This is a genomic window from Accumulibacter sp., assembly GCF_029255285.1.
In the GTDB taxonomy this organism is placed as follows: Bacteria; Pseudomonadota; Gammaproteobacteria; order Burkholderiales; family Rhodocyclaceae; genus Accumulibacter.
Map to the genome: position 1 here is coordinate 47,706 of NZ_JAPUVI010000095.1, position 19,815 is coordinate 67,520.

A 19,815-nucleotide genomic window follows, 5' to 3' on the forward strand; every position below is an offset into this window, starting at 1 on the left:
CAGGGGAGGACCGCCTGCCAGCCGAAATTCTCCATCGGAGACTGAAGAATGAAGAACCCGCTTGTCCGACACCACCGCGACGTGTGTTCGTCCGCCTGGACAACGCTCGGGCACGTCTTGTCGTGCCTGATCGCCGTCCTGTCGATGGCTGGCGCGGCCTTGGCGGAACCCGTGCGGATCGGCGGCACCGGGGTCGGCAGCGCGCTGTTCGAGCGTCTGGCGCAGGAATACCGGAAATCGACGCCCGGCGCCGAGATCAACGTGCTCATGCCGCCCCTGGGCTCGAGTGGCGGCGTGCGGGCGCTGCGCGCCGGCGGGCTGGAGATCGCGCTGCTCGGGCGGGCACCGACGGCCGACGAGTCGACCCAGCTTCAGGCCGAGACCTACGCTCGCACGCCCCTCGTCATCGTGGTCAATGGTCCCCACGCGCCGCGGCTGTCCTTTCGCGAGCTGGCCGACATCTACGCTGGGCGGCGGACGCAGTGGGAGGACGGGACGCCGATTCGCCTCGTCATGCGCAGCAAGAGCGAAAGCGACATGCTCATCCTGCGCGGCATGGCTCCCGAATTGAACGACGCGGTGGACGCGGCCTACCTGCGCAAGGGCCTGCTGTACGCGGACAACGACCTCGACGCCATCGACCTCATCGCGCGTCTGCCGGGCGCCATCGGTCCGACCACTTTGGGGCTCGCCCGACTGGACGGGCGGCGCGTCAATCCGGTCGTCGTCAACGGCGTCGAAGCCAGCGACAAGGTGATCGCCAGCGGGGGCTATCCCTGGATGAAGCCGATCGTGGTGGCCACGTCGACGGCACCCAACGCGGCGGTGAAGGGCTTTCTCGGTTTCGCCAGATCGGACAGAGGGCGTCGGCTTGCCGCCGGCTGGGGCTTCTTTCCGATCGCGCCGTGACTGAAGGCGCCGACCAGCGTCTGCGGCGCCTGTTGAGCGCGCTGACCGGCGCCGTCGCGCTGCTCGTCTTCGTCGTGCCGCCGCTGGGTTACTTCTTGATCGGCTGGGAAGGTCTCGCGCAGCGTCTGGACACCGCCGCCAGTGCCCAGGCCGTGCTGCTCGGGCGGACCATCGCGCGCAATCCCGGCGTCTGGCGCTATACCGCCGAACGGCTGACGGATTCCATCGACGAGATCGTCGTCGAGCACCCGGAGTGGGCGGTGACGATACGCGACCTGCAGGGCGTCGAACTGGCGGCGATTGCGGCGCGGCCAGCGCCGCCGACCAGCGAGCGCACCCGGACGGTCGTCGTGTCCGGCGAGCCCGTCGCCACGGTTAGCGTGCAAGCCTCGGTGGCCCCGATCGTGCGGCAGTCTGTCTTCATCATGATCGGCAGCGGCCTACTCGCCTTCCTGCTCTTCGTGCCCCTGCGCCGCATGCCGCTCGAGGCGCTGCGCCGGGCGCAGAAGGCCGTGGCCGACGGCGAGGCGCGTTTTCGCGACTTCACCGATTCGGCATCCGACTGGTTCTGGGAGATGGATGCCGACCTGCGCTTTTCTTATTTCTCACCCAACACCGACCGGGTTCTCAACGTCGACTCGGCGAACTTCATCGGCCGGCGGCGCCCCGAGCTGGCGATTCCCGAGATGGTCGATCCCGCCCTGTGGGCGGCTCATCTGGACGATCTGGAGCATCATCGGCCGTTTCGGGACTTCGAGTACGTGCTGCGCGGCATCGATGGCGAACCGCGCTGGCTGCGCATCAGCGCCAAACCGGTGTTCGCCGCGGACGGCAGCTTTCGCGGCTATCGCGGCATCGGCCTGGAGATCACCCAGGCCAAGCAGAAGGAGCTTGCCGAACGGGCCAACCAGGAGAACGCCGAGCGCAAGTACGCGATCGCCCGCGTGCTGCAAGGTGTCGGCCAGTCGCTGAACGAGCGGCTGGACGAAGCGCTCGGCATCCTGGTGCAATCGGCGCCCGGCCGGGTGTCGGCCGCCGGCCTGTTGGCGCGCGATGCGGCGACCGGCGCCCTGCAACCGCTGCGCGTCAGCGGCGGACTGCGACTGCCGGCGAACTTCGAGAGCCGGTATGCGCATCCGCAACCCGATACCGGAATCGCCGTGCTGGAATCCAGCGGCGACCTGCCGGGCGGCTACGCGATTCCCCTGCTGCACGGCGGCACGGATCTGGGCGTCCTCTTTCTGGCCGGCGAGCAGCAGACGGAAAATCCCGAGTTTAGGCATTTCCTGAGCCAGATCGGCGAACTGTTCGCGCTGGCGCTGGCCAACGCCGCCGCCGCCCGGCTGCTCGAGGAAGCCAAGGAGCATGCCCTGGCGGCCAGCCGCGCGAAGAGCGAGTTTCTCGCCAACATGAGCCACGAGATCCGCACGCCGATGAATGGCGTCATGGGAATGACGCACCTGCTGCTCGATACCGAACTCGACCAGACGCAGCGAACGTATGCCGAAACGGCGATGAAGAGCGCCGATTCCCTGTTGCAGATCATCAACGACATCCTCGATTTTTCGAAGGTCGAGGCCGGCAGGATGGAGATCGAGGAGATCGATTTCTCCGTGCGCTCGGTCGTTTCGGAGGTCATGGACCTGCTCCGCTACGGGGCCGAGGAGAAGGGGCTCCGGTTCGGCTGGCAGATCGCCGCCGACGTTCCGGACCGCCTGAGCGGCGACCCCGGGCGGCTGCGGCAGATCCTCGTGAACCTGCTCAGCAACGCGATCAAGTTCACCAGCCGCGGCGAAGTCGAAGTTTCGGTGACGCTCGCGCCGGCGAGTCCGACCGACGCACCGCGACTGCGCTTCTCCGTACGCGACACGGGCATGGGGATCGCGCCCGAAAAGCGCCGGGATCTGTTTCAGTCCTTCTCGCAACTCGACAACTCGACGACGCGGCGCTTCGGCGGAACTGGCCTCGGCTTGGCGATCTGCCAGCGCCTGGTGAGTCTGATGGGCGGCGAGATCGGCGTCGACAGCGCGCTCGGTGTCGGCAGCACCTTCTGGTTCGTCGTCGACTTCCTGCCGGCGTGCGCGCCGCTCGCGGCGCACCCGGACGCCGCGCCGGAGCCGGACGCGCCGCGGCTCGAAGCGTGGCGAGTGGAGGGAAAACGGGTTCTCGTGGTGGAGGACAATTCCTTCAACCAACTCGTCGCTCTGGCTCTGCTCGATCACCTGGGAGTCGCCGCCGACGCCGTCGCCAACGGTTTCGAGGCCATCGAGGCGCTGCAACGCATCGACTACGACCTGGTGCTGATGGACTGCCAGATGCCCGAACTGGATGGCTACGAGGCTACCGCGCGCATCCGGGCGGGGGCGGCCGGCGTGGCGAGGCGCACGATTCCGATCGTCGCGATGACGGCGAACGCCATCAAGGGCGACCGCGAGCGCAGTATCGACGCTGGCATGAACGACTACCTGACGAAACCGGTCGAAACGGCGCGCCTGGTGGCGGTATTGCGGCATTGGCTGGGCGGCAGGGCGACGACCGAGCCGCTGGCGACGGTGCCCCCGGGATCGGCGTACCGTCCGCAATTGCTGCTCGAGACGCTGTCAGACAACCAGGAAGCGGTGAACCGTATCCTGCAAATGTATTGCGACCAGGCACCGGGCACGCTGAAGGAACTCGGTGACGCGCTGGCAGCGAGCGATGCACCGACCTCGCGCCGAATCGTGCACACCATGAAGAGCGGAGCCAGGGCGATAGGGCTCGAAGCGCTGGGTGCCCTGGCCGAGGAGATGGAAGGCTTTTGCACGCAAGGCGATCTGGCCGCGGCGACGGCCAGGCTTCCCGCGCTGACGCGCGAGCTCGAGGCCCAGTTGCCGCGCCTGCTGGGCTATCTCGCGCTGAGCGGCCGGGTGGGCGAAAGGGAGACGACTTGAGGTTCTGGTGGGTCAACCGGCAACACCCGGCGGACGAAGTGGCGGAACTGTTCGGCGACATCGACCGCGTCTTTTCGCTCGACGGCGAGCTGATCACCAGCGATTCGCTGAGCCGGGTGCTGCGCGTCAGCGCTGGCGGCAAGCGCTATTACGTCAAGCGCTACAGTGGCACCGGCAAGAATCTCACGCGCCGCTGGTTTGGCCTGCGCCGCTGGCTGGGTCCGCCGCGCGTGCGGGCCGAGTGGCGTAACCTGCAGGCTTTCCGGGACTGGGGAATTCCGACCGCGACGCTGGTCGCCTATGGCCTCGAGCGTCGCTTCGGCGGCTTCACGCGGGGCGCCGTGGTGACCGACGAGATTCCCGCAACCAGTGATCTGGCGCAACTGGCGCGCGTCGACGATCCGCGCCTGCACGACCGGCACTGGGTTGCCCACACGGCGCGGCAGATTGCCGGCATCGCGCGCACGCTGCACGACCACGGCTTCGCGCACAACGATCTGAAGTGGCGCAACCTGCTGGTCGATGGCGGATCGCGGCCGACGGTCTATTTGATCGACTGTCCGAGCGGCACCTTCTACCGCGGCGCCGTCCTCCAGTACCGCATCGTCAAGGATCTTGCCTGGCTGGACAAGCCCGCCCGGCGTCTGCTGTCGCGCACGCAGCGACTGCGCTTCTATCTCGACTACGCCGGGCACGCCCGGGTGAGCGAAGGCGACCGCAAGCGGATAAGCAGGATCGTCCGCTTCTTCGATGCGTGAGCGCCGCTTCGCCTCGTGGCTTTTCTGGGTAGCGCGGGGCGGCTGGCCGGTCTGCGCTGCCGCGCTCGGGCCGCCGCTTGATAGGGGCTCTCCTAACTCGTATACTCGCGCTCCCAGCCTTGGTTTGCCCATCCTCGTGGGTCCACGTACCGGACTGCGGAACCCTTCTCCATCGCGCTCGCCGGCGGAGTTCCTTGAGGTGGTGACCAGCATGAACGAAACTCCCCGCGTGACCTACCGCGCCAAGACCAATTACACCGAGGACAAGGCCCGGGGCTACGCCAACCGCGAGGCGCGGCGCAACGTGCCGGAGTTGAAGCTGGTCGAACGGGCCTTCCAGCTCATTCCCAGGCCGGCCTCGGTGCTCGACGTACCTTGCGGCGGCGGCCGGGTGACGGTGCTGCTGAGTCAGCTCGGATACGAGATGAGCGCGGCCGACTACTCGGCGCCGATGCGCCAGATCACGCGCGAAACGACCGCGGCGCACGGGCTGAACGTTCCGGTGCTCGAGGAGGACATCGAGCATCTGTCGCAAACCGACCGGAGCTTCGACGCCATCGTCTGTTTCCGTTTCTTTCACCACCTGCCGAACGAGGAACTGCGCCGCAAGGTCGTGGCCGAGCTGTGCCGCGTCGCGCGCAAACACGTGGCGATGTCCTACTTCAATCCGAAGACCCTGCGCGCACTGGAACAGAAGCTGCGCCGCTGGCGCGGCAGAAGACTCTCGGTCTTCAACACGCCGCTGGCCGAGGTCACGGCCTACTTCGAGGCCAACGGTTTCCGGCTGCTCAAGAACTTTCCGCTCGACCTGACCAACAATCTTCATCTGGCGGTCTTCGAACGCGCCTCCGCCTGAGTTGTCGCCGCCTCGGCTGAGCGTGCTGCACCGCCAGCGCATCCATTTCGCACCGGGCTGGGAAGCCCGGCTCGGCGCTTGCCGGCTGGACACCTTCGACGCCGCGTTCGGGTGCGCGCAGGGGACGGTCGTGCGCCGCAGCGGCAGCAGCGAGGTCAGGCGAGTCGAAGTCGAGGTCGAGGGCGCGCCTCGGGTGTTGTTCCTCAAGAAGTCCTGGGTGACGCGCTGGGCAGAGCTGCGCAGCCGCGTGTTTCGCGGCAGGCTGTTCGGCGCTTCGCCGGTGCGGCGCGAGTTCGCCAATCTGGCTTGGCTGCACGAGTGGCGCTTGAGCGAGGCGGCACCGGTCGCCTTCGGCGAGGAGCGGCGGGCCGGCTGGTTGTGGCGGTCGTTCCTGATGAGCACCGGCGTCGCCGAGCCGATGCCGGTGGACGCGTTCATCCGCGACGTGCTGCCGCGCCTGGGTGAAGCCGAACGGCAGGTGCGGCGCGGCGAGTTGCTGCGCCAAGTGGCCCGGCTCGTGCACGCGATGCATGCGCGGCGCTTCACGCATGGCGATCTCTACTGGCGAAACCTGGTGATCGCGCAGCAGAATCTGGCGCGCATCTCGCTCATCGACGTGCCGCGCGGACGGCGGCATCGGCGGGAACCGGGCGTGCGGGCGCGAGCGCAAGATCTCGCCGCGCTGGACGCGCCGGCGCCGTGGTTCTTCCGGCGCACCGAGCGGCTGCGTTTCCTGCTGGACTACCGGCAGACCCGGCGGCTCGATGCCGGCGGCAAGGCGCTGATCCGGCAGGTGCTCGAGCTGGCCGCACCGATGCGCCGCAAGCAGCTCGCGCATGTGCGCGCCGATGCTCCGCCAGAGTCCGCGGTGTGAACGCCGGACGACCTTGCGCGACCGGCCAGCGACGACGGTTTGGCGCCGCCTAGCTGGCGGCGTGCGGGCGAATTCTCGGCAGCCGCTGGCGGCTCGCCTGCAACATCTGGCGGTCGATCTCGCCGCGCGCCAACGCTCGCGCCGCGCCGCTCAGCGCGCGGAAGTACTGGTCGGGATCGTAGGAAACGAGAATCAGGTCGACGCCGGCGGCCAGCGATTGGGCCGCGACGCGACCGATGCCCTGGCCATACACGGCGCCCATGTTGAGATCGTCGGTGATCAGCACGCCTTGGTAGCCCCATTCCCGGCGCAGGATTTGCTGAACGACAAGGCGCGAATGCGAGACGGCGCACTCGGGGTCCACATCCGGCAGCACGACGTGACCGAGCATGATCGCGGCGTGCGACCCGTTGCCGACGTGCCGGAAGGGCTGCCAGTCGGCGCGCAGATCGTCTGTCGTGGCGTTCAGGCTGGCGCGCCGCAGGTGGGTGTCGGCGCGCACTCGACCTAGCCCGGGAAAGTGCTTGAGCGTGGCGCCAACGCCGGCGTCGGCCAGCCCCGCGACGTAGGCCTGGGCAACTTCGGTGACCACCGCCGGATCGTCGTCGATGGCCCGCCCGCCGATGGCCGTCAGGATGTCGGCCGCACTGTCCGGCTCCGGCGGCCGCAGGTCGACCACCGGCGCCAGGTTGAGATTGACACCCAGCGCGGCCAGCGCCGCTCCCTGTTTCCTGCCGTGCCGCCGCGCTTGCGCGGCGAGGCTTTCCCGTGGGGTCGCGCCGACCAGACTGGACAGGGCGGGCAGGCGTTCCAGCCAGGGCGACAGGTGGGCCACCGGCCCGCCTTCCTGGTCGGCCGCCACGATCAGCGGCGGCAGCCCGGCCAGTCGGCGGCTGTCCTGCAGTCGGGCGATTTGCGCCGCGACCGTCGCGGCCCCCCCGGTCGCCAGGTTGCGCCGCGTCAAGTAGATGCCGCCGATCAGGCCCTTGACCGCCAACGGCTCGACTTCGGAGAAGCTCCGGAAGCCGACGACGAAGTGCTCGCCCAGCATCTGCAGGTCGTTTCCGCCGGCCAGTACCGACCGACGGTCTGCCTCGAACTCCCACTGACGCCATAGGGTCAGGCCAGCGAGGGCCGACAGGCCGACCACCAGGCTTCGCCGTCCCGCCGACAGGTGCCGTTGCGGCGTTCTCCGCCACATGCCGGCGGCGCCGCCAAGCACGACGACCGCCAGCAGGAGGGGCATTTCATAGGGCCGCAGCCAGTACAACAGCGGATGCTTGAGATTCCAGGCCACGGCGAGCAGTCCGGCAAGCGCCACCCAGGCGAGCCGCCGGAGCCAACGACCCGACTTTGGCGCAGGCAACGGAGAGCGCCTCACTCCGCCGGCCGGCTGGTGGCCACCGAAGCGATGCGGTACCAGTCGATACGCCGCGTCGCCAGCATGATCGCCCCGAGCGCGAGGAAGAGCAGGACGCTGCCCATGAGGAGCGAGTTGTCCTCCGACAGCAGGACGCCATAGAGGACGCCGTAGAGACCGGTCAGTGCGCCGGCGAAGGCGAAGCCCTGGCGACGATCGCCCAGCGCGCCGGCCAGGTAGGTGCCGATCAGGCCGATGCAGGCGGCGGCGGCGATCGCGTAGGCGGCGAGAAATGGCAGGTGTTCGGAAAGCGCGATCAGCAGCAGGAAGAAGACGGCCAGCGCAAGACCGACGAGCAGGTATTGCAGCGGGTGGATCGGCGAGCGACGCAGAACCTCGCTGAGAAAGAAGCCGGCGAAGGTGAGGGCGATGAACAGGATGCCGTATTTGACGGCACGCTCGGCCTGCAGGTAGATGTTGACCGGGTCGACGAAAAGGATGTCGAGCACTTCGGGCGATGGCCCGCCCTTTGCCGCCGCCAGGGCATTGGGGAAGTTGCGCGCCAGATGCGAGACCTCCCAGTGGGCCGTGAAGCCGTCGTCGGCAATCGTGCGCTGACGCGGCAGGAAGCGACCGCCAAAGCTCGGGTGGCGCCAGTCCGACTTGATGTCGACAGTGTTCGCTTCGCCGGTCGGGGCGATTGCCAGCCGTTCGCTACCGGTCAGTTGCAGCGGAAAGTCGAAATCGAGCGTCGTCGCGGCGTCGAGCGCCAGGTTGCCGAGCGGAATGGCCAGGCGCTCGCCGGCCAGGGCGTCACCGGGCAGCGTCGAGCTCTTGGGGGTCGAGAAGCGGTAACGCTTGCCGCCGAGCGTTACCGCCGGGTCGTTGTCCACGCCGCGCGGATCGGAAACGCCGAGCAACAGCGTCGCTTCGGCGCTCACGATGTCGCGCTTGCCGTCGAGCCCGAGGCGGGCGGGTAGCACGAAGCGCCCGGCGACCGCCAGGTCGAGGTGGTAGAGCCTGACCTGATAGATGCCGCGCTGGCGGGTTTCGACGCGCGCCTCGCCGTTCAGGCGCAGGTTTTCGGCGGGCAGATGGAAGCTGCGGTCGGCGAAGCGCGGAATGCTCTTGAGGCGGCGTGTTGCCGGATCTTCCTTCATTTCGGGTTCGAGCCGCTCGCGATAATGGATCGCCAGCACCGGCCCGGTGAGCGTCTGCTGGCCGGCGGCGCTGTTGGCAATACCTCGCTGAACGTCGTCCTGGCGCGAACTGCGCTGGCGGATCTGATTCTCGATGAGGGCCAGAGGGACGAGCAGCAGCAGCGACATGAAGCCGATGGCCATGAGTTTGAGAAGCAGTTTCTTGTCCATTAAGTTCTCCCTGGTGGATGGTCCAGAGAGTGTCGCGCGGCTCGATGAACGGACGGCGAAGCGGCCGTGAAGCGTTGTGAAGTGGGCGTGAAGTCAGGCCAGAGGAAGCACGAGACGGGCCAGCGCCCCGCCTTCGGGGTGGTTGGCGAAATCGGCATCGCCCGCGTGCAGGCGCGCCACCTCGCGCACCAGCGGCAGCCCCAGGCCGGAGCTCTTCTTGCCGGTGGCGGTGCGCGGCAGCGAGTAGAAACGGTCGAAGACCTGCGCCAGCGCGTATTCCGGGGCGCCGCTGCCGTGATCGCGGACGGCCACTTCGGCTTGCTGCTCCCGGCGGTGCAGCGCGATCTCGATGTTCCCGCCGGCCGGCGAGAAGGCGATGGCGTTGTCGAGCAGATTGAGCAGCGCCTGTTGCAGCAGGAAGGGGTCGCCGCGCACGGCGAGCGGCGCGTCGATGGCCAGCCCGCAGCGCAGGTCGCGTGCCTGCAGCGCCATGCTCCGCTCGCCGACGCAGCGGCGCAGGAGTTCGCCCAGGTCGACCCGCCGCATTTCCTCCGGGGCCTGCAGTTGCTCGACGCGGGCGAGCATCAGTAGGCGTTCGATGATCGTCTGCAGCCGTCGCGCCTGCTCGCCGACGCTGGCCGCGAAGCGCCGGCGATCGTCGTCGGCCGGCTTGCCTTCCAGGATCTCGGCGGCACCGACGATCGCCGACAGCGGACTCTTCATTTCGTGCGCCAGGTTCTGTACGTAGCGTTCGACATACTGCTTGCCTTCCAGGCGCTCGCGCATCAGCGCCAAAGCACGCGCCAGCTCGGAGAACTGGCGTCCGCCGGAGGTCGGCGGATCGGCCTTGCGACCTTCCGACACGTCGCGCGCGTAGGTCCGCAGGCGGTTGATCGACCAGCTCAGCCAGGCCGAGAATGCCACCCCGATGAGGGCCGAGGCGGCCAGCAGGATGTAGCCGGCGCGCTTCACGCGCTGTTCGGCGTGGCCGATGTAGGGCATGACGCTGGACAACGGCTTGGCGAGCGACAACACGCCGATCAACTGTCCGTCGTGGAGAATCGGCGCCGCGACGTACATTACCGACGAAGTGGCGTCGTCGGCCTGGGCCCGCGTACTGCGCGCGCCGTACTCGCCCTTGAGGACGCGCGCCACGTCGCGCCACTGCGCATAGTCCTCGCCCTGCGCCAGTCCTGCGGAATCGAAGATCACCCGGCCGCGCTGGTCGGTGACGTAGACCCGAAAATCGATGCTGTCCTTGCGCACGCCCCAGATGCTGGCTTGCGGCGAACGCCCGCGGGCCGCCGCCAGCGCTCTGGCGAAGCGCCCGTCGGCGAGCTGGCCGGCGACGACTTCCGGCGCCGCCAACTCGGCCAGCACGTGCGCCGTATCGACCAGCGTTTCTTCGGTCGCCTGGCGGATTCCCGGTTCGGCTTCGTGGGTGAAGATGTTGAGGACGAACCAGGCGGCCAGGCCGAGCATCAGGAAATAGCCGAGAAAGAGGCGAACCGAAACGTTCATCGCCCTAGCGCGCGGCGACGCTGTAGCCCAGGCCGCGATGGGTAAGGATCACTTCCTCGTCGGCGCGCACCGCGCGCAGCTTGCCGCGCAACGTCTTGATGTGGGTATCGACCGTTCGTTCCAGGCTTTCGCCGCAATCCTGCCAGACGCTTTCCATGATCTGGCCGCGGCTCAGGATGCGTCCCGGTCGCGCCAGCAGCAGCGCCAGCAGGAAGTACTCGTAGCGCGTGAGATTGAGCCAGACGCCGTGGTAGGCGATGCGCAAACCCTCCTCGTCCACCGCAAAACGGGCCGGTGCGGCGGCCCCGCCGGTCGCCGCGCGCCATTCCGGCCGGCTGCGGCGCAGGATGGCGCGCACGCGGGAAACCACTTCGCGCGGGCTGAAGGGTTTGGCGACGTAGTCGTCGGCTCCGAGTTCCAGTCCGACGATACGGTCCACCTCATCCGACCGGGCCGTCAGGAAAATGACCGGCACCTCCGAGCGCCGGCGCAGCGCCCGGCAGACGTCGAACCCGCTCATGTCCGGCAGGCCGACATCGAGCACCACCAGATCATGCGTGCCGCCCTCCAGCCGGGCCAGCGCCTCGGCGCCGAGCAGGCAGCACTCGCTGATAAAACCGTCGGCCTGCAGCGCGTAGGCCAGGGTATCGGAAATGGCGGGCTCGTCGTCGACGATGAGGATTTTCATGGCTGAGATGGTAGCTTACTCCTGCTTAGCGCTACCCAGTGCTGAGCGTGGTCGGGCGGGTGTCGCGATGGCCTTCCTCCTGCCGGGAGCCTCGCGAAGGGCAGAAAATAGCACCGTGGCGGTCAGGTGGGTCAACGGCAAAAAAGCGCGACCAAACTATCGCGAACGCCACATGCTCGCGCCACACGTCAGGAAATGCCCTGCCGCTGCTTTGTGCCAGCGCTTCGTGCGAGATTTGTCCACGCCCGCAGGCGCCGAAAAAAACGGTAGTTCAGACTTCTATAGTTGCCCGAACAAGGTGTCGAGGTAGGCTTGATCGGAGAAGCGTTCCGGTATGGGTTTGATTTTCGGCCAGAGAATCTTTTCGGATTCCGTCAGAGCCTGACCTGCCATGATTTTGACCGCCACGTCTAGCCGTTCGGCTTGCCGTATGTACTGGCTATAAGCCCCACGGATCGCAAAATCGGATGGCATCAGACGATAGGCTTCGTACCACTCTCTGCCGGCCTCATCGTCGTAGTCGAACGCGAAGAGAAGCGTCGCGTAGTTATGCCGTATCTCCGCTTCGTCGGAGGACGAAAAACTAAAATTAGCCTTATGAGTTAACAGCCGTCGATAAATCTCCATGCTCTGCAAACGCTCATCCGGAGACTCCCGTTGTGCCGCGATGGAATCGGCGAAACTCCGTAGTCTCTGATACAGGTATGCAGGTGTAGGCGAATGAGCCGGGTCGCAGGCGATTTGCAGGATCTCCTTTGCCAGATCGAAATTTCCGGTCTTGACGGCAAGCCGCGTCGCATTGCCAAAACTCATAAGATCCGTCGGAGCATTCGTCACCTTCATACGAATTTTTTCTATCTCATCCCCGGTGAGAATCGTTTGTTGACCATTGACTTCGTTCAATTGCAGTGTAAATAGCTGAGTACGTTCGGGTTTGAAATTCGTGTATTTTTTCTTCAATTCCTCCAGGAGTTCTTGCGCCCTGGGGTACGAGGCCACCCGCTTCGTGTCTAGAATGAAACTCACGTAGTTCTGCATGTTGTTGGGATGGTTCGGGTCAAGGTCCAAGGCGAACTGAAAAAGTTTATCAGCAAAAGGGGGAACGTGCAGACGTTCAGCATCCATCGCCATGTTGCCGACTTCGTTGGCGCGCTCCGGAGACATCTGTGTAAAATGCTTGCTGGCCAGTTCGGCAGCTTCCCGGTAGTATTCCAGCTTCCTGGTCCCGTCGTCTTCGCCCTGCCCAGAATAATAAAGCTGCATGAACTCCGAATCGAGATCGACACCCCTCGGAGAGATCAGGTCGGCTTTTTCGAAACTGAAGGAGCTTTGTTTTGGAGGGATGGACTGACCTGGATCCAGTGAATCGCTGCTTTTTGGTGGAGCGTAGAGCCAGTAGGGCGGCTCGGCGAGGAAAGACACCAGACGATAATCCACCGGGTTCATGAACTGTTCATCGCGGGAGGTTTCTCTCAAACGTCGGACGGAAAACTCGAGTTTCTCTTTGTCCGGGTCGGTCCTGTCGATTTCGGCTTCCTGTTCGTAGGTCCGGCAAATCGCTTCCAATTGCGACCACCGCTTGGCAAGTCCCTGGTGTTTTCCAAGTACGGACGGACGGTAATAGTCCTGGTGAAACTTCGGCCAGCAATAAGCCAAGACCTCCGCCTTTATCACTCGACGTATTTCCTCGTCGTTGAACTGGTTTTTTTCTCTTTGCAACTTGGTCACCAGTTTCGGCCGGATGGCATTCAATAGACGCTTGACCGCCCTCGGGGTCGCGTGAGTCAATCCTTTCTGGAGTTGCACGACGTTTTCCATGATATGTCGGGAAATCTCGTCGTCGTACCGCCCGAGGAGACTCTTGACATAGGAGACCAGTCCATCTCCTTCGAGATTGCCCAGCGTGATGCTGTGTTGCAAATATTTTTCCAGAGCATAATCGGGCTCGTCGGCGATATGCACGAGATTCTGGATCGCCTTGATCAACCACTCGCGATTGATGGCAAGGACAAAAAAAAGATTGCGGACATCGGCCCATTCTTGGGTAGTCTGCAGTACGTTTTTGACTACTTCGGAGGGACAGCGGTCCAGGTCGTCCACGAAACAAACGACCACGCGAGACCGCTGCTTGGTCACTTCGGTCTTCCCCGAAAACACTTCCGAAAGCAACATCGGCAATTCCTTCAAAGTCATCAATGCCGTGGCCGCCTTGTCGACATCCGCCATTTGCCCCAGGCTTTCAGCGAACTTGGAAATCTGGCTACCCGCCACTTGCTCGAGCAGATGAGTGCAGATGGAATGCCCGCTTGCCTCCAGACCACGGATAAGCTGCAGGGCCAGGGTGTGCCGGACACTGACACCGTGATAGGGGTAGGCCGAAGCAACGTAGGTCGAAAACACCACGGAATCCTGTTGCTCTTTGCGGGTAGCCAGTTCAGATATCTTGGCTTGCAGCATGCGCAGAAAACTGCTCTTGCCGGCACCCCAATCGCCGAATATCCCGAAGGTCATCCCGGCCACACTCCCGGCGCGGTCGCCGAGAGGCGCGGTGACTTGCTCGGCGATATCCGCTATTTGTGTCAGGATGTCTCCATCCCCGTTGCCCCATATGGCATCGTCGGAATCCCGGAGAATGGGTCGATCGTCCAAGAACCACCATTTTTTACTATGGATATTTCCCGGTTTGTTTTCGTGGTAGTTAGCACTGTCAAACGTATCGTGCACGACTTTCTCCTTGAGAATTGACTGCTAGATGTTGACAGAGAGCTTTCTCGCCAATAATCAGGTTGCCGAATGATCGTCGTCATCTTTTTCGTCGCACGTTGTCGGGCGTTTTTCCTGGTCGGCGTCGCTGAGGTGTTTTCGGTAGATGCTCGGGTGCAGGACGCATCGAAAACCGAGATCCGGTTCCTCGCGTGAGTACTCATCCGTTTTCAAGTCAAACCAGTCGTTGTATGAGCCACCGATCTTGCGTGGCCCGTTGTACTGCAACACGATTTCCCGGCAGTTGCCGGGAAGGTCCTGAAAGCGCTTTTTATTGGCCGAAGTTTTGAACTGATAAACCGTCGTCGGCCGAGGTTTGCCTTTACGATTTTTCTGCCAGTATTTGGCGCAGTTATGCTCGTCGGTGTTCGGACCAGAAGAAGGGTAAGTCTCTCGAAATGCCGCGCACCATTCATCCGCTGTCGGAAGGCGTTTGCCGAAGGAATTGCCATACGCCTTAGCTTGCTCAAGACTCACTGCGGTCGCTGGGAAATCCGCAATCGCCTCCTTCCAGTGGGTTGCGTTGCCCGGCGAAGTCGCAGTCGTGTCTTCGGCCGCAATAAGTTTCCTCCACGCATCGGATGCGAAGGGGCTGTTCCAGGATCTGTCGAAAGCCGCAAACTGCCCGACGGTTACCGGATACTTGTCGACGTACAAAGCATCTGCCTGTCCGGTCCTGCTTAACAACATGATTTTTCCGTCTGGCCAGCGAATCGCTCTCGGAAGGGACGTGGATGCCAGCCTGCCGTCGGCGTCGTCGCGCATGAAGAGCACCGGAATGGCACCGAAGCGAAGACCGGTAGTAACTCGACTAAACCTGAATATGGGATTGTTGGCCAGTTGTTCTTGTACGAATCGCTCGGCTACCCTGCGTTCATTCAAGTCTCGACGCGCGTCGGCGACAGCTAGGTCAATTGGCTCGGCCATTGTCAGTCGCGCAAGCCGTCCGTAAAAAGACTCCGAGAAATCGCGCGCCGACTGGACCGATACCGGGGCCTGCATCCCTATCACATACGGCACGCCGGCGGCGTGGATGGATTGTGCCAGGCCGCGGCAGAGCTGACCGTAGACCGCCGCCGAATCGCAGACTTGCAGAAAGACGAGTTGAGGAAGCGCTTTGTCTCCGGTTTTCCACAAGTCCCTAAGCTGGCCGCCGTAGACGCGAGTCGCCAATCCTTCCTCGTCTTCCGCCTGGATTGCCGCGGCGTCGCCGGGTACCGGCGACGTGCCGTGGGCCAGGACATGGACGATATCCCAGTCCTTCTCGATGAGTTTGGCGGCGAGGGCGCCTGGGCTGGCGTGGTCCAAACACACGACGTCGAAGGCTCCTCGCCCCGCATTTCGCAGCAGATCGGCGATACCAGGTATCGCGACTTTGGAAAGTGTGCTCGTCAAATCGCGTGGGTCGGACGCCACCAGCAAGACATCCAGGATGCCCTTGGCCCTACGGGTCGTCGCCGGAGCAAGTGTGTCGAGCTGGGGCAAGGAACGAACGAGAGACAGGTCACCGTGTTTTGCAAGTTCGTCGGTGCTCAGAACCAACTCCCAAGGAAGATAGGCCAACCAATCGACCTTGTCGTATTCGATTGCCTCCAACTCCTCCTTTGGTATGCGCAGAATTCCTGCCTCGTTCAGTTCCCCATAGCTAGCTCGCTGCTCTTCGAGCGTGGGCATGATCCGCAGCCGCAGGCGTAGACCGCGGGAACGCGTTCTAGCAAACTTCAACGCGCCATCGCAGCACTGTGCCAGGAGATTTTCCTCACCATTGCCGGCGCACAACATCGCTCGCAAGGCTTCGCTCAGACTCCCGTGCTCTTGCAGGAGCGTTCCCAGCTGCGGCAAGGGAACCAGGGAAAGGAGCAGGGAAGGTGGCTGAATACTCTTTCGCAGTTCTTCGTCCTGCACGAAAAGCCTGGCATAGAGCTTCACTCCTATGGAGTGAAGCTCGACCGTCAGATCGAGGTGGCTGGCTGTTTGCTGCACAATTATTTTCTGCGCCGTCGGGTCAGTGGGAGAAATCTCGCTCGTCAAACTCCCAAGCCATGGGTTGCTCCGAGTAATGCGCCGACCACAGACCATCCCTGACGTAGCCCTCCAGCAGGCAGACGTCTCTTTGTTCTTCCGGGCTCAAGTCGGTCCATAGGCTGCGCAGCGAGCCGACCCATTGTGCAATGACGCGCTCCCATGGCGCTGCGTTGAAGCGTAGCCTTATCTCGTAGGAGATTCGTGCCCATTTCAGCCCTCGGGGTACTTGAAGAATGAACGCGATGGCCGGCTGCCCCTGGCTGAATTGTTCCAGGCAGCGGAAACGCCAGGTGGCGACAACATCGGGCGGGACGGAGGTGCGGATCAGGACGTCCCTCCAGACCCTGGTGACCGCTTGCGTAAATTTGGCTTTCAAGGTGGCGCCTGCTGCAGCCGCCGCGGCGGCCTTCGTGTCCTTGCCCAAGGACAAGGCCTCTGGAGTGGCGGCGGAGAGTTGCACCTGTCCGTTGAGTCCGATCTCCAGGGATTCCTCCCATTTCGCGGCATCCCGAGTTTCGGTTCTGGGGAAGAGCGCAAAAAAGCGCGGGTGTTCCCCGGTCTCGGAATCGGCTACCCAATCGCTTCGCAGATTGATTTCCGCTTCCTTGAAATCCAGGCTAGCCACACGCAAAGGCGCAAAGAAGAAATAAAACGCGTAGCGGTCGAGGTAGCCCGCCGCATCCAGGCTTGTACCGAAAGGATTCTTCAGGGTGTTGGAAAGTAAGGCTTCCAGGGAAGATTGCTCGATGATGCGGGCGGGAACCAGATAGGCAGGCAAGCCCAGGCATCGCACGGCCTGACGGGCTTCGTCGAGCCGCCTTCTTTCCGTGGTACTGAGAGCGCTGGCTGGGCCGAGTATTCCGTGGCGCTCGCGATAGCCAAGCAACCTGTCGAACAGGACTGAAGAGCTTGCGGGATCGTGCTGCCCTTCGGGAGCATCTAGGTTTGCCATGAGTCCTCCATCTCCGTTGTGATCATCGCGCCAGCCTGGCAGCCGACTGGCGGCCGTCGGCTTCGCCGCTCAGCGCATCGACGTCCACCACGCGATGCAGCAGGCTGTAGGAAACACGCCACTGCTGTTGTCCGCAGACCAGCGTCACCGTCTTGTCGTTGAGCCGGACGACACGGCCGCTGCGCTGTTCCTGGTGGCGGTCGAGGAAACCGACGACATCGCCGATTGCCACTTCGTTCCGGCCCAGCCCCTGAGCCGCCTGTTCGCGGATCTCAACGTCGGCGCCGTCGAGGTTGATCGCGGCGTAGGAGATCAACCAGCGCTTGCGCGTCGCGTGATCGAGAACGAACACGTGTTTCCGCCGCAGTTCGAGAACCTGACCCGGGTGAGAGCGATTGGTCGCCGGGTCGAAGTAACTGATCGCCTGGCCGACGCGCAGCCGGGTCTGGACGGCAAGTGTCCAGCCCGGCTGGTCGAGAACGCGATCGATCGCCGCGCGCAGGCGGAACAGTTCGAAGGCGGAGGCGCTGTTGAGGGCGGCGATGGTTTTGGAAAAGTCCATGCTCGGCCGGTCGGCGTGCTTATTGGGCAAGCTCGGGTAGGCGGTGGCGATGCCGAATGCTACACCGGAACGAAACGGCGGAAACGGAAATCGCTCGACCAGGCGTGAGGCTCACCGCGGGTTTCGCCGGCTGGCCGGCAGGGCGCCTTCGGTCGCCGGCCGGGCGGCGTTGGCGGCCCCGCCGGCCGTCCCGTTCGTCGTCGGCCGCTGCCGCGGCGCCAGGCGGCAAGCCTTTCGCCGCTCGCTCGCCGACCCCTTTGCGCTGGCCGGGGAGCGACTTATACTTCGGCGTGCCAGCGGCGTGACGGTGTCACGACACGATGGGTGGCACCGACCACCGAAGCGACCGATCAACCCTTTTCTTCTTCCGGGAGTCGCCATGAAACCGCTATTCGCCGATGCCGCGCCGGCCAACAAAACGCGCTCCACGATGGACGGAACGCTCGCCGAGTCCCCGACCGCCCAGCCGGCGCCGCCGGTCGTGCCGCCGCAGGTGCCGGCGGCGCGCCCGGTGATGCCCTTGCCGGCCAGCCTGAATGTGCCGTCCGCCGCGCGCACGGTCAGTGAGTCCGACCTCGCGGCGCTGGGCGAGAAATCGACCAAACGGGTGGCGGCCATCTCCGAGCAACTGCTCGGCATGGTGCGCGGCACGGGGGCCGACCAGTTCGGCGTGTCGCTCAACCAACTCGTCGCCACGGCACAACAGCTCGACCCCAAGCTTTTGTTCGACAAATCGCTGCTCGGCAAGCTGAAGGGCCTTTTCGTTTCCGCCAAAGAACAGGTCAAGTCGCAGTTTCGGTCGGTTTCGGGCCAACTCGACGCCCTGGTCGGCGAGATCGAACGTTCGGCACGTACCTACGAGCAGCGCATTCGCGAGCTCGACGACATGTATGCCGCCAACGGTGAGGAGTACACGGCACTCGGCGAGGCGGTGGAGCAGGGCAAGGAACTGCTCGCGGCGCTGAACGACGAACTGGCGCGTGCTCCCGAGACCAGCGATCCGATGGCGGCGCAGGCCATTGCCGACCGCCGTCAGCTCGCCGTGCGCCTGGAGAAGCGGATCGACGACCTGAAGCGGGCGCAGATGATCGCCATGCAGACGGCGCCCGAGATCCGGCTGCTGCAGAACAACTCGCGGATGCTGATCGGGAAGTTTCAGGACATCGTCGCGGTGACGATTCCGGCCTGGAAAAAGCAGTTCTCGCTGCACATTCTGATGGAGGAGCAGGCGAAGTCGGCGGCGCTGGTGACGGCCATCGACGACGCGACCAACGCGGCGCTGCGCAAGAACGCCGACCTGCTGCGACAGAATACGACCGAGATCGCGCGCGCCAACCAGCGCGCGCTGGTCGAGATGGAAACGCTGGAACATGTGCAGAAACAACTGCTCGGCGCTTTCGAGGATGTCGAGAAGATCAACCAGGAAGCCGCGGCGGCACGCGCGCAAACCGACGCCAAGCTTGGCGCCCTGCGCGACGAACTGCTCGCGCGCTTCCAGAAATCCACCTAGCGGGAAGGACTTGCCATGTCGCTGATCGACCTCAAGAAGAAGACCCGGATCGTGCTCGAAAAGCGTTCGCTGCCGCAGCCGCCGCGTTGCCGCGTCGGGCTGTGCATCGACATTTCGGGCTCGATGCACAATGAGTACCAGGACGGGCTGGTCCAGGAAACGGTTGACCGCCTGCTCGCCATCGCCGGCACTTTCGACGACAACGGCGAAATGGAAGTGTGGACCTTCAATCAGAAGTTCTCGACGCCGCCGCCGGCGCGCGCCGCCGATTTCGGCAACTACGTCAAGAAGGCGATCCTCGACAACCCGAAGGTGGACAAGTGGGGCGGCACCAACTATGCGCCGGTGATGAATGCCGTTCTCGACGCCTACTTCCGCGGCGAGCGTGTCGTCAGCTCGGGGGGCTTCCTCGGTCTGTTCAAGAAGACCGAGCAGCGTCCGCCGCGCGATACGCACATTCCGGCGCTCTGCCTGTTCATTACCGATGGCGACAACAGCGACGAAGCGGCGGCCGAGAAGATCCTGCGCGAGGCGCGCCAGCACCAGATCTACTGGCAGTTGGTCGGCATCGGCAGCGATACCGATTTCCGTTTCATCAAGCAGATGGCCGCCGACCTTCCCAATGCCGGTTTCTGCCATTTTCCGAATCTGCGGATCAGCGACGAGGCGATCTACGAAGCCTTGCTGACCGCCGAACTCTGCGACTGGCTGCGCAAGCTCTGACTCGCGCTGCGAGC

The 19,815-nt window shown here is 64.3% G+C and carries 15 protein-coding genes; 7 read left to right on the forward strand and 8 right to left on the reverse strand.

Annotated elements, in window-relative coordinates:
* Window positions 1-48: 48 nt before the first annotated feature.
* The 5 genes from Q1M07_RS13415 to Q1M07_RS13435 all read left to right on the forward strand — a co-directional run bounded on the left by Q1M07_RS13415 (window position 49) and on the right by Q1M07_RS13435 (window position 6,327).
* The gene (locus Q1M07_RS13415; RefSeq protein WP_300454416.1) at window positions 49-909 is read left to right on the forward strand and encodes a substrate-binding domain-containing protein; all 861 of its coding nucleotides are present in this window, start codon (window positions 49-51) and stop codon (window positions 907-909) included.
* On the forward strand, window positions 906-3,839 hold the full coding sequence (locus tag Q1M07_RS13420) for an ATP-binding protein (RefSeq protein WP_300454417.1): 2,934 nt from the start codon (window positions 906-908) through the stop codon (window positions 3,837-3,839). Before Q1M07_RS13415 ends, Q1M07_RS13420 begins: the two co-directional genes overlap by 4 nt.
* A complete protein-coding gene (locus Q1M07_RS13425) occupies window positions 3,836-4,597 on the forward strand; it encodes a lipopolysaccharide kinase InaA family protein (protein ID WP_300454418.1) in 762 nt (253 codons plus the stop codon). Before Q1M07_RS13420 ends, Q1M07_RS13425 begins: the two co-directional genes overlap by 4 nt.
* A gap of 211 nt (window positions 4,598-4,808) precedes the next feature.
* Window positions 4,809-5,453: a class I SAM-dependent methyltransferase gene (locus Q1M07_RS13430; protein WP_300454419.1), complete on the forward strand. Its 645-nt coding sequence runs from the start codon at window positions 4,809-4,811 to the stop codon at window positions 5,451-5,453.
* Between the two features lie 22 nt (window positions 5,454-5,475).
* Window positions 5,476-6,327, forward strand: a complete 852-nt coding sequence (locus tag Q1M07_RS13435; protein WP_300454420.1) for a lipopolysaccharide kinase InaA family protein — start codon at window positions 5,476-5,478, stop codon at window positions 6,325-6,327.
* A gap of 49 nt (window positions 6,328-6,376) precedes the next feature.
* On the opposite strand, the gene Q1M07_RS13440 is transcribed toward Q1M07_RS13435, so the two are convergent.
* The 8 genes from Q1M07_RS13440 to Q1M07_RS13475 all read right to left on the reverse strand — a co-directional run bounded on the left by Q1M07_RS13440 (window position 6,377) and on the right by Q1M07_RS13475 (window position 17,568).
* Complete coding sequence (locus Q1M07_RS13440; RefSeq protein ID WP_300454421.1) at window positions 6,377-7,693, reverse strand: glycoside hydrolase family 3 N-terminal domain-containing protein; 1,317 nt, start codon at window positions 7,691-7,693, stop codon at window positions 6,377-6,379.
* 11 nt (window positions 7,694-7,704) lie between these two features.
* The gene (creD, locus tag Q1M07_RS13445; protein WP_300454422.1) at window positions 7,705-9,057 is read right to left on the reverse strand and encodes a cell envelope integrity protein CreD; all 1,353 of its coding nucleotides are present in this window, start codon (window positions 9,055-9,057) and stop codon (window positions 7,705-7,707) included.
* A gap of 93 nt (window positions 9,058-9,150) precedes the next feature.
* Window positions 9,151-10,578: a two-component system sensor histidine kinase CreC gene (creC, locus tag Q1M07_RS13450; RefSeq protein ID WP_300454423.1), complete on the reverse strand. Its 1,428-nt coding sequence runs from the start codon at window positions 10,576-10,578 to the stop codon at window positions 9,151-9,153.
* 4 nt (window positions 10,579-10,582) lie between these two features.
* The gene (gene creB / locus Q1M07_RS13455; protein ID WP_300454424.1) at window positions 10,583-11,266 is read right to left on the reverse strand and encodes a two-component system response regulator CreB; all 684 of its coding nucleotides are present in this window, start codon (window positions 11,264-11,266) and stop codon (window positions 10,583-10,585) included.
* Window positions 11,267-11,545: 279 nt separating this feature from the next.
* Window positions 11,546-13,990 carry a P-loop NTPase fold protein gene (locus Q1M07_RS13460; protein WP_300454425.1) on the reverse strand — a complete coding sequence of 815 codons (2,445 nt, stop codon included), beginning with the start codon at window positions 13,988-13,990 and terminating at the stop codon, window positions 11,546-11,548.
* A 57-nt stretch (window positions 13,991-14,047) separates the two neighbouring features.
* Window positions 14,048-16,060 (reverse strand): CHAT domain-containing protein, encoded by a 2,013-nt coding sequence (locus Q1M07_RS13465; protein WP_300454426.1) that lies wholly within the window; start codon window positions 16,058-16,060, stop codon window positions 14,048-14,050.
* Complete coding sequence (locus Q1M07_RS13470; RefSeq protein ID WP_300454427.1) at window positions 16,035-17,006, reverse strand: hypothetical protein; 972 nt, start codon at window positions 17,004-17,006, stop codon at window positions 16,035-16,037. Before Q1M07_RS13470 ends, Q1M07_RS13465 begins: the two co-directional genes overlap by 26 nt.
* Before the next feature lie 22 nt (window positions 17,007-17,028).
* Entirely contained in the window at window positions 17,029-17,568 is a 540-nt protein-coding gene (locus Q1M07_RS13475) for a hypothetical protein (RefSeq protein ID WP_300454428.1), read from the reverse strand.
* 379 nt (window positions 17,569-17,947) lie between these two features.
* Between Q1M07_RS13475 and Q1M07_RS13480 the strand changes: the two genes are divergently transcribed.
* Complete coding sequence (locus tag Q1M07_RS13480; RefSeq protein ID WP_300454429.1) at window positions 17,948-19,078, forward strand: toxic anion resistance protein; 1,131 nt, start codon at window positions 17,948-17,950, stop codon at window positions 19,076-19,078.
* A 15-nt stretch (window positions 19,079-19,093) separates the two neighbouring features.
* Window positions 19,094-19,801 carry a VWA domain-containing protein gene (locus Q1M07_RS13485; protein WP_300454430.1) on the forward strand — a complete coding sequence of 236 codons (708 nt, stop codon included), beginning with the start codon at window positions 19,094-19,096 and terminating at the stop codon, window positions 19,799-19,801.
* Window positions 19,802-19,815 lie beyond the last annotated feature (14 nt).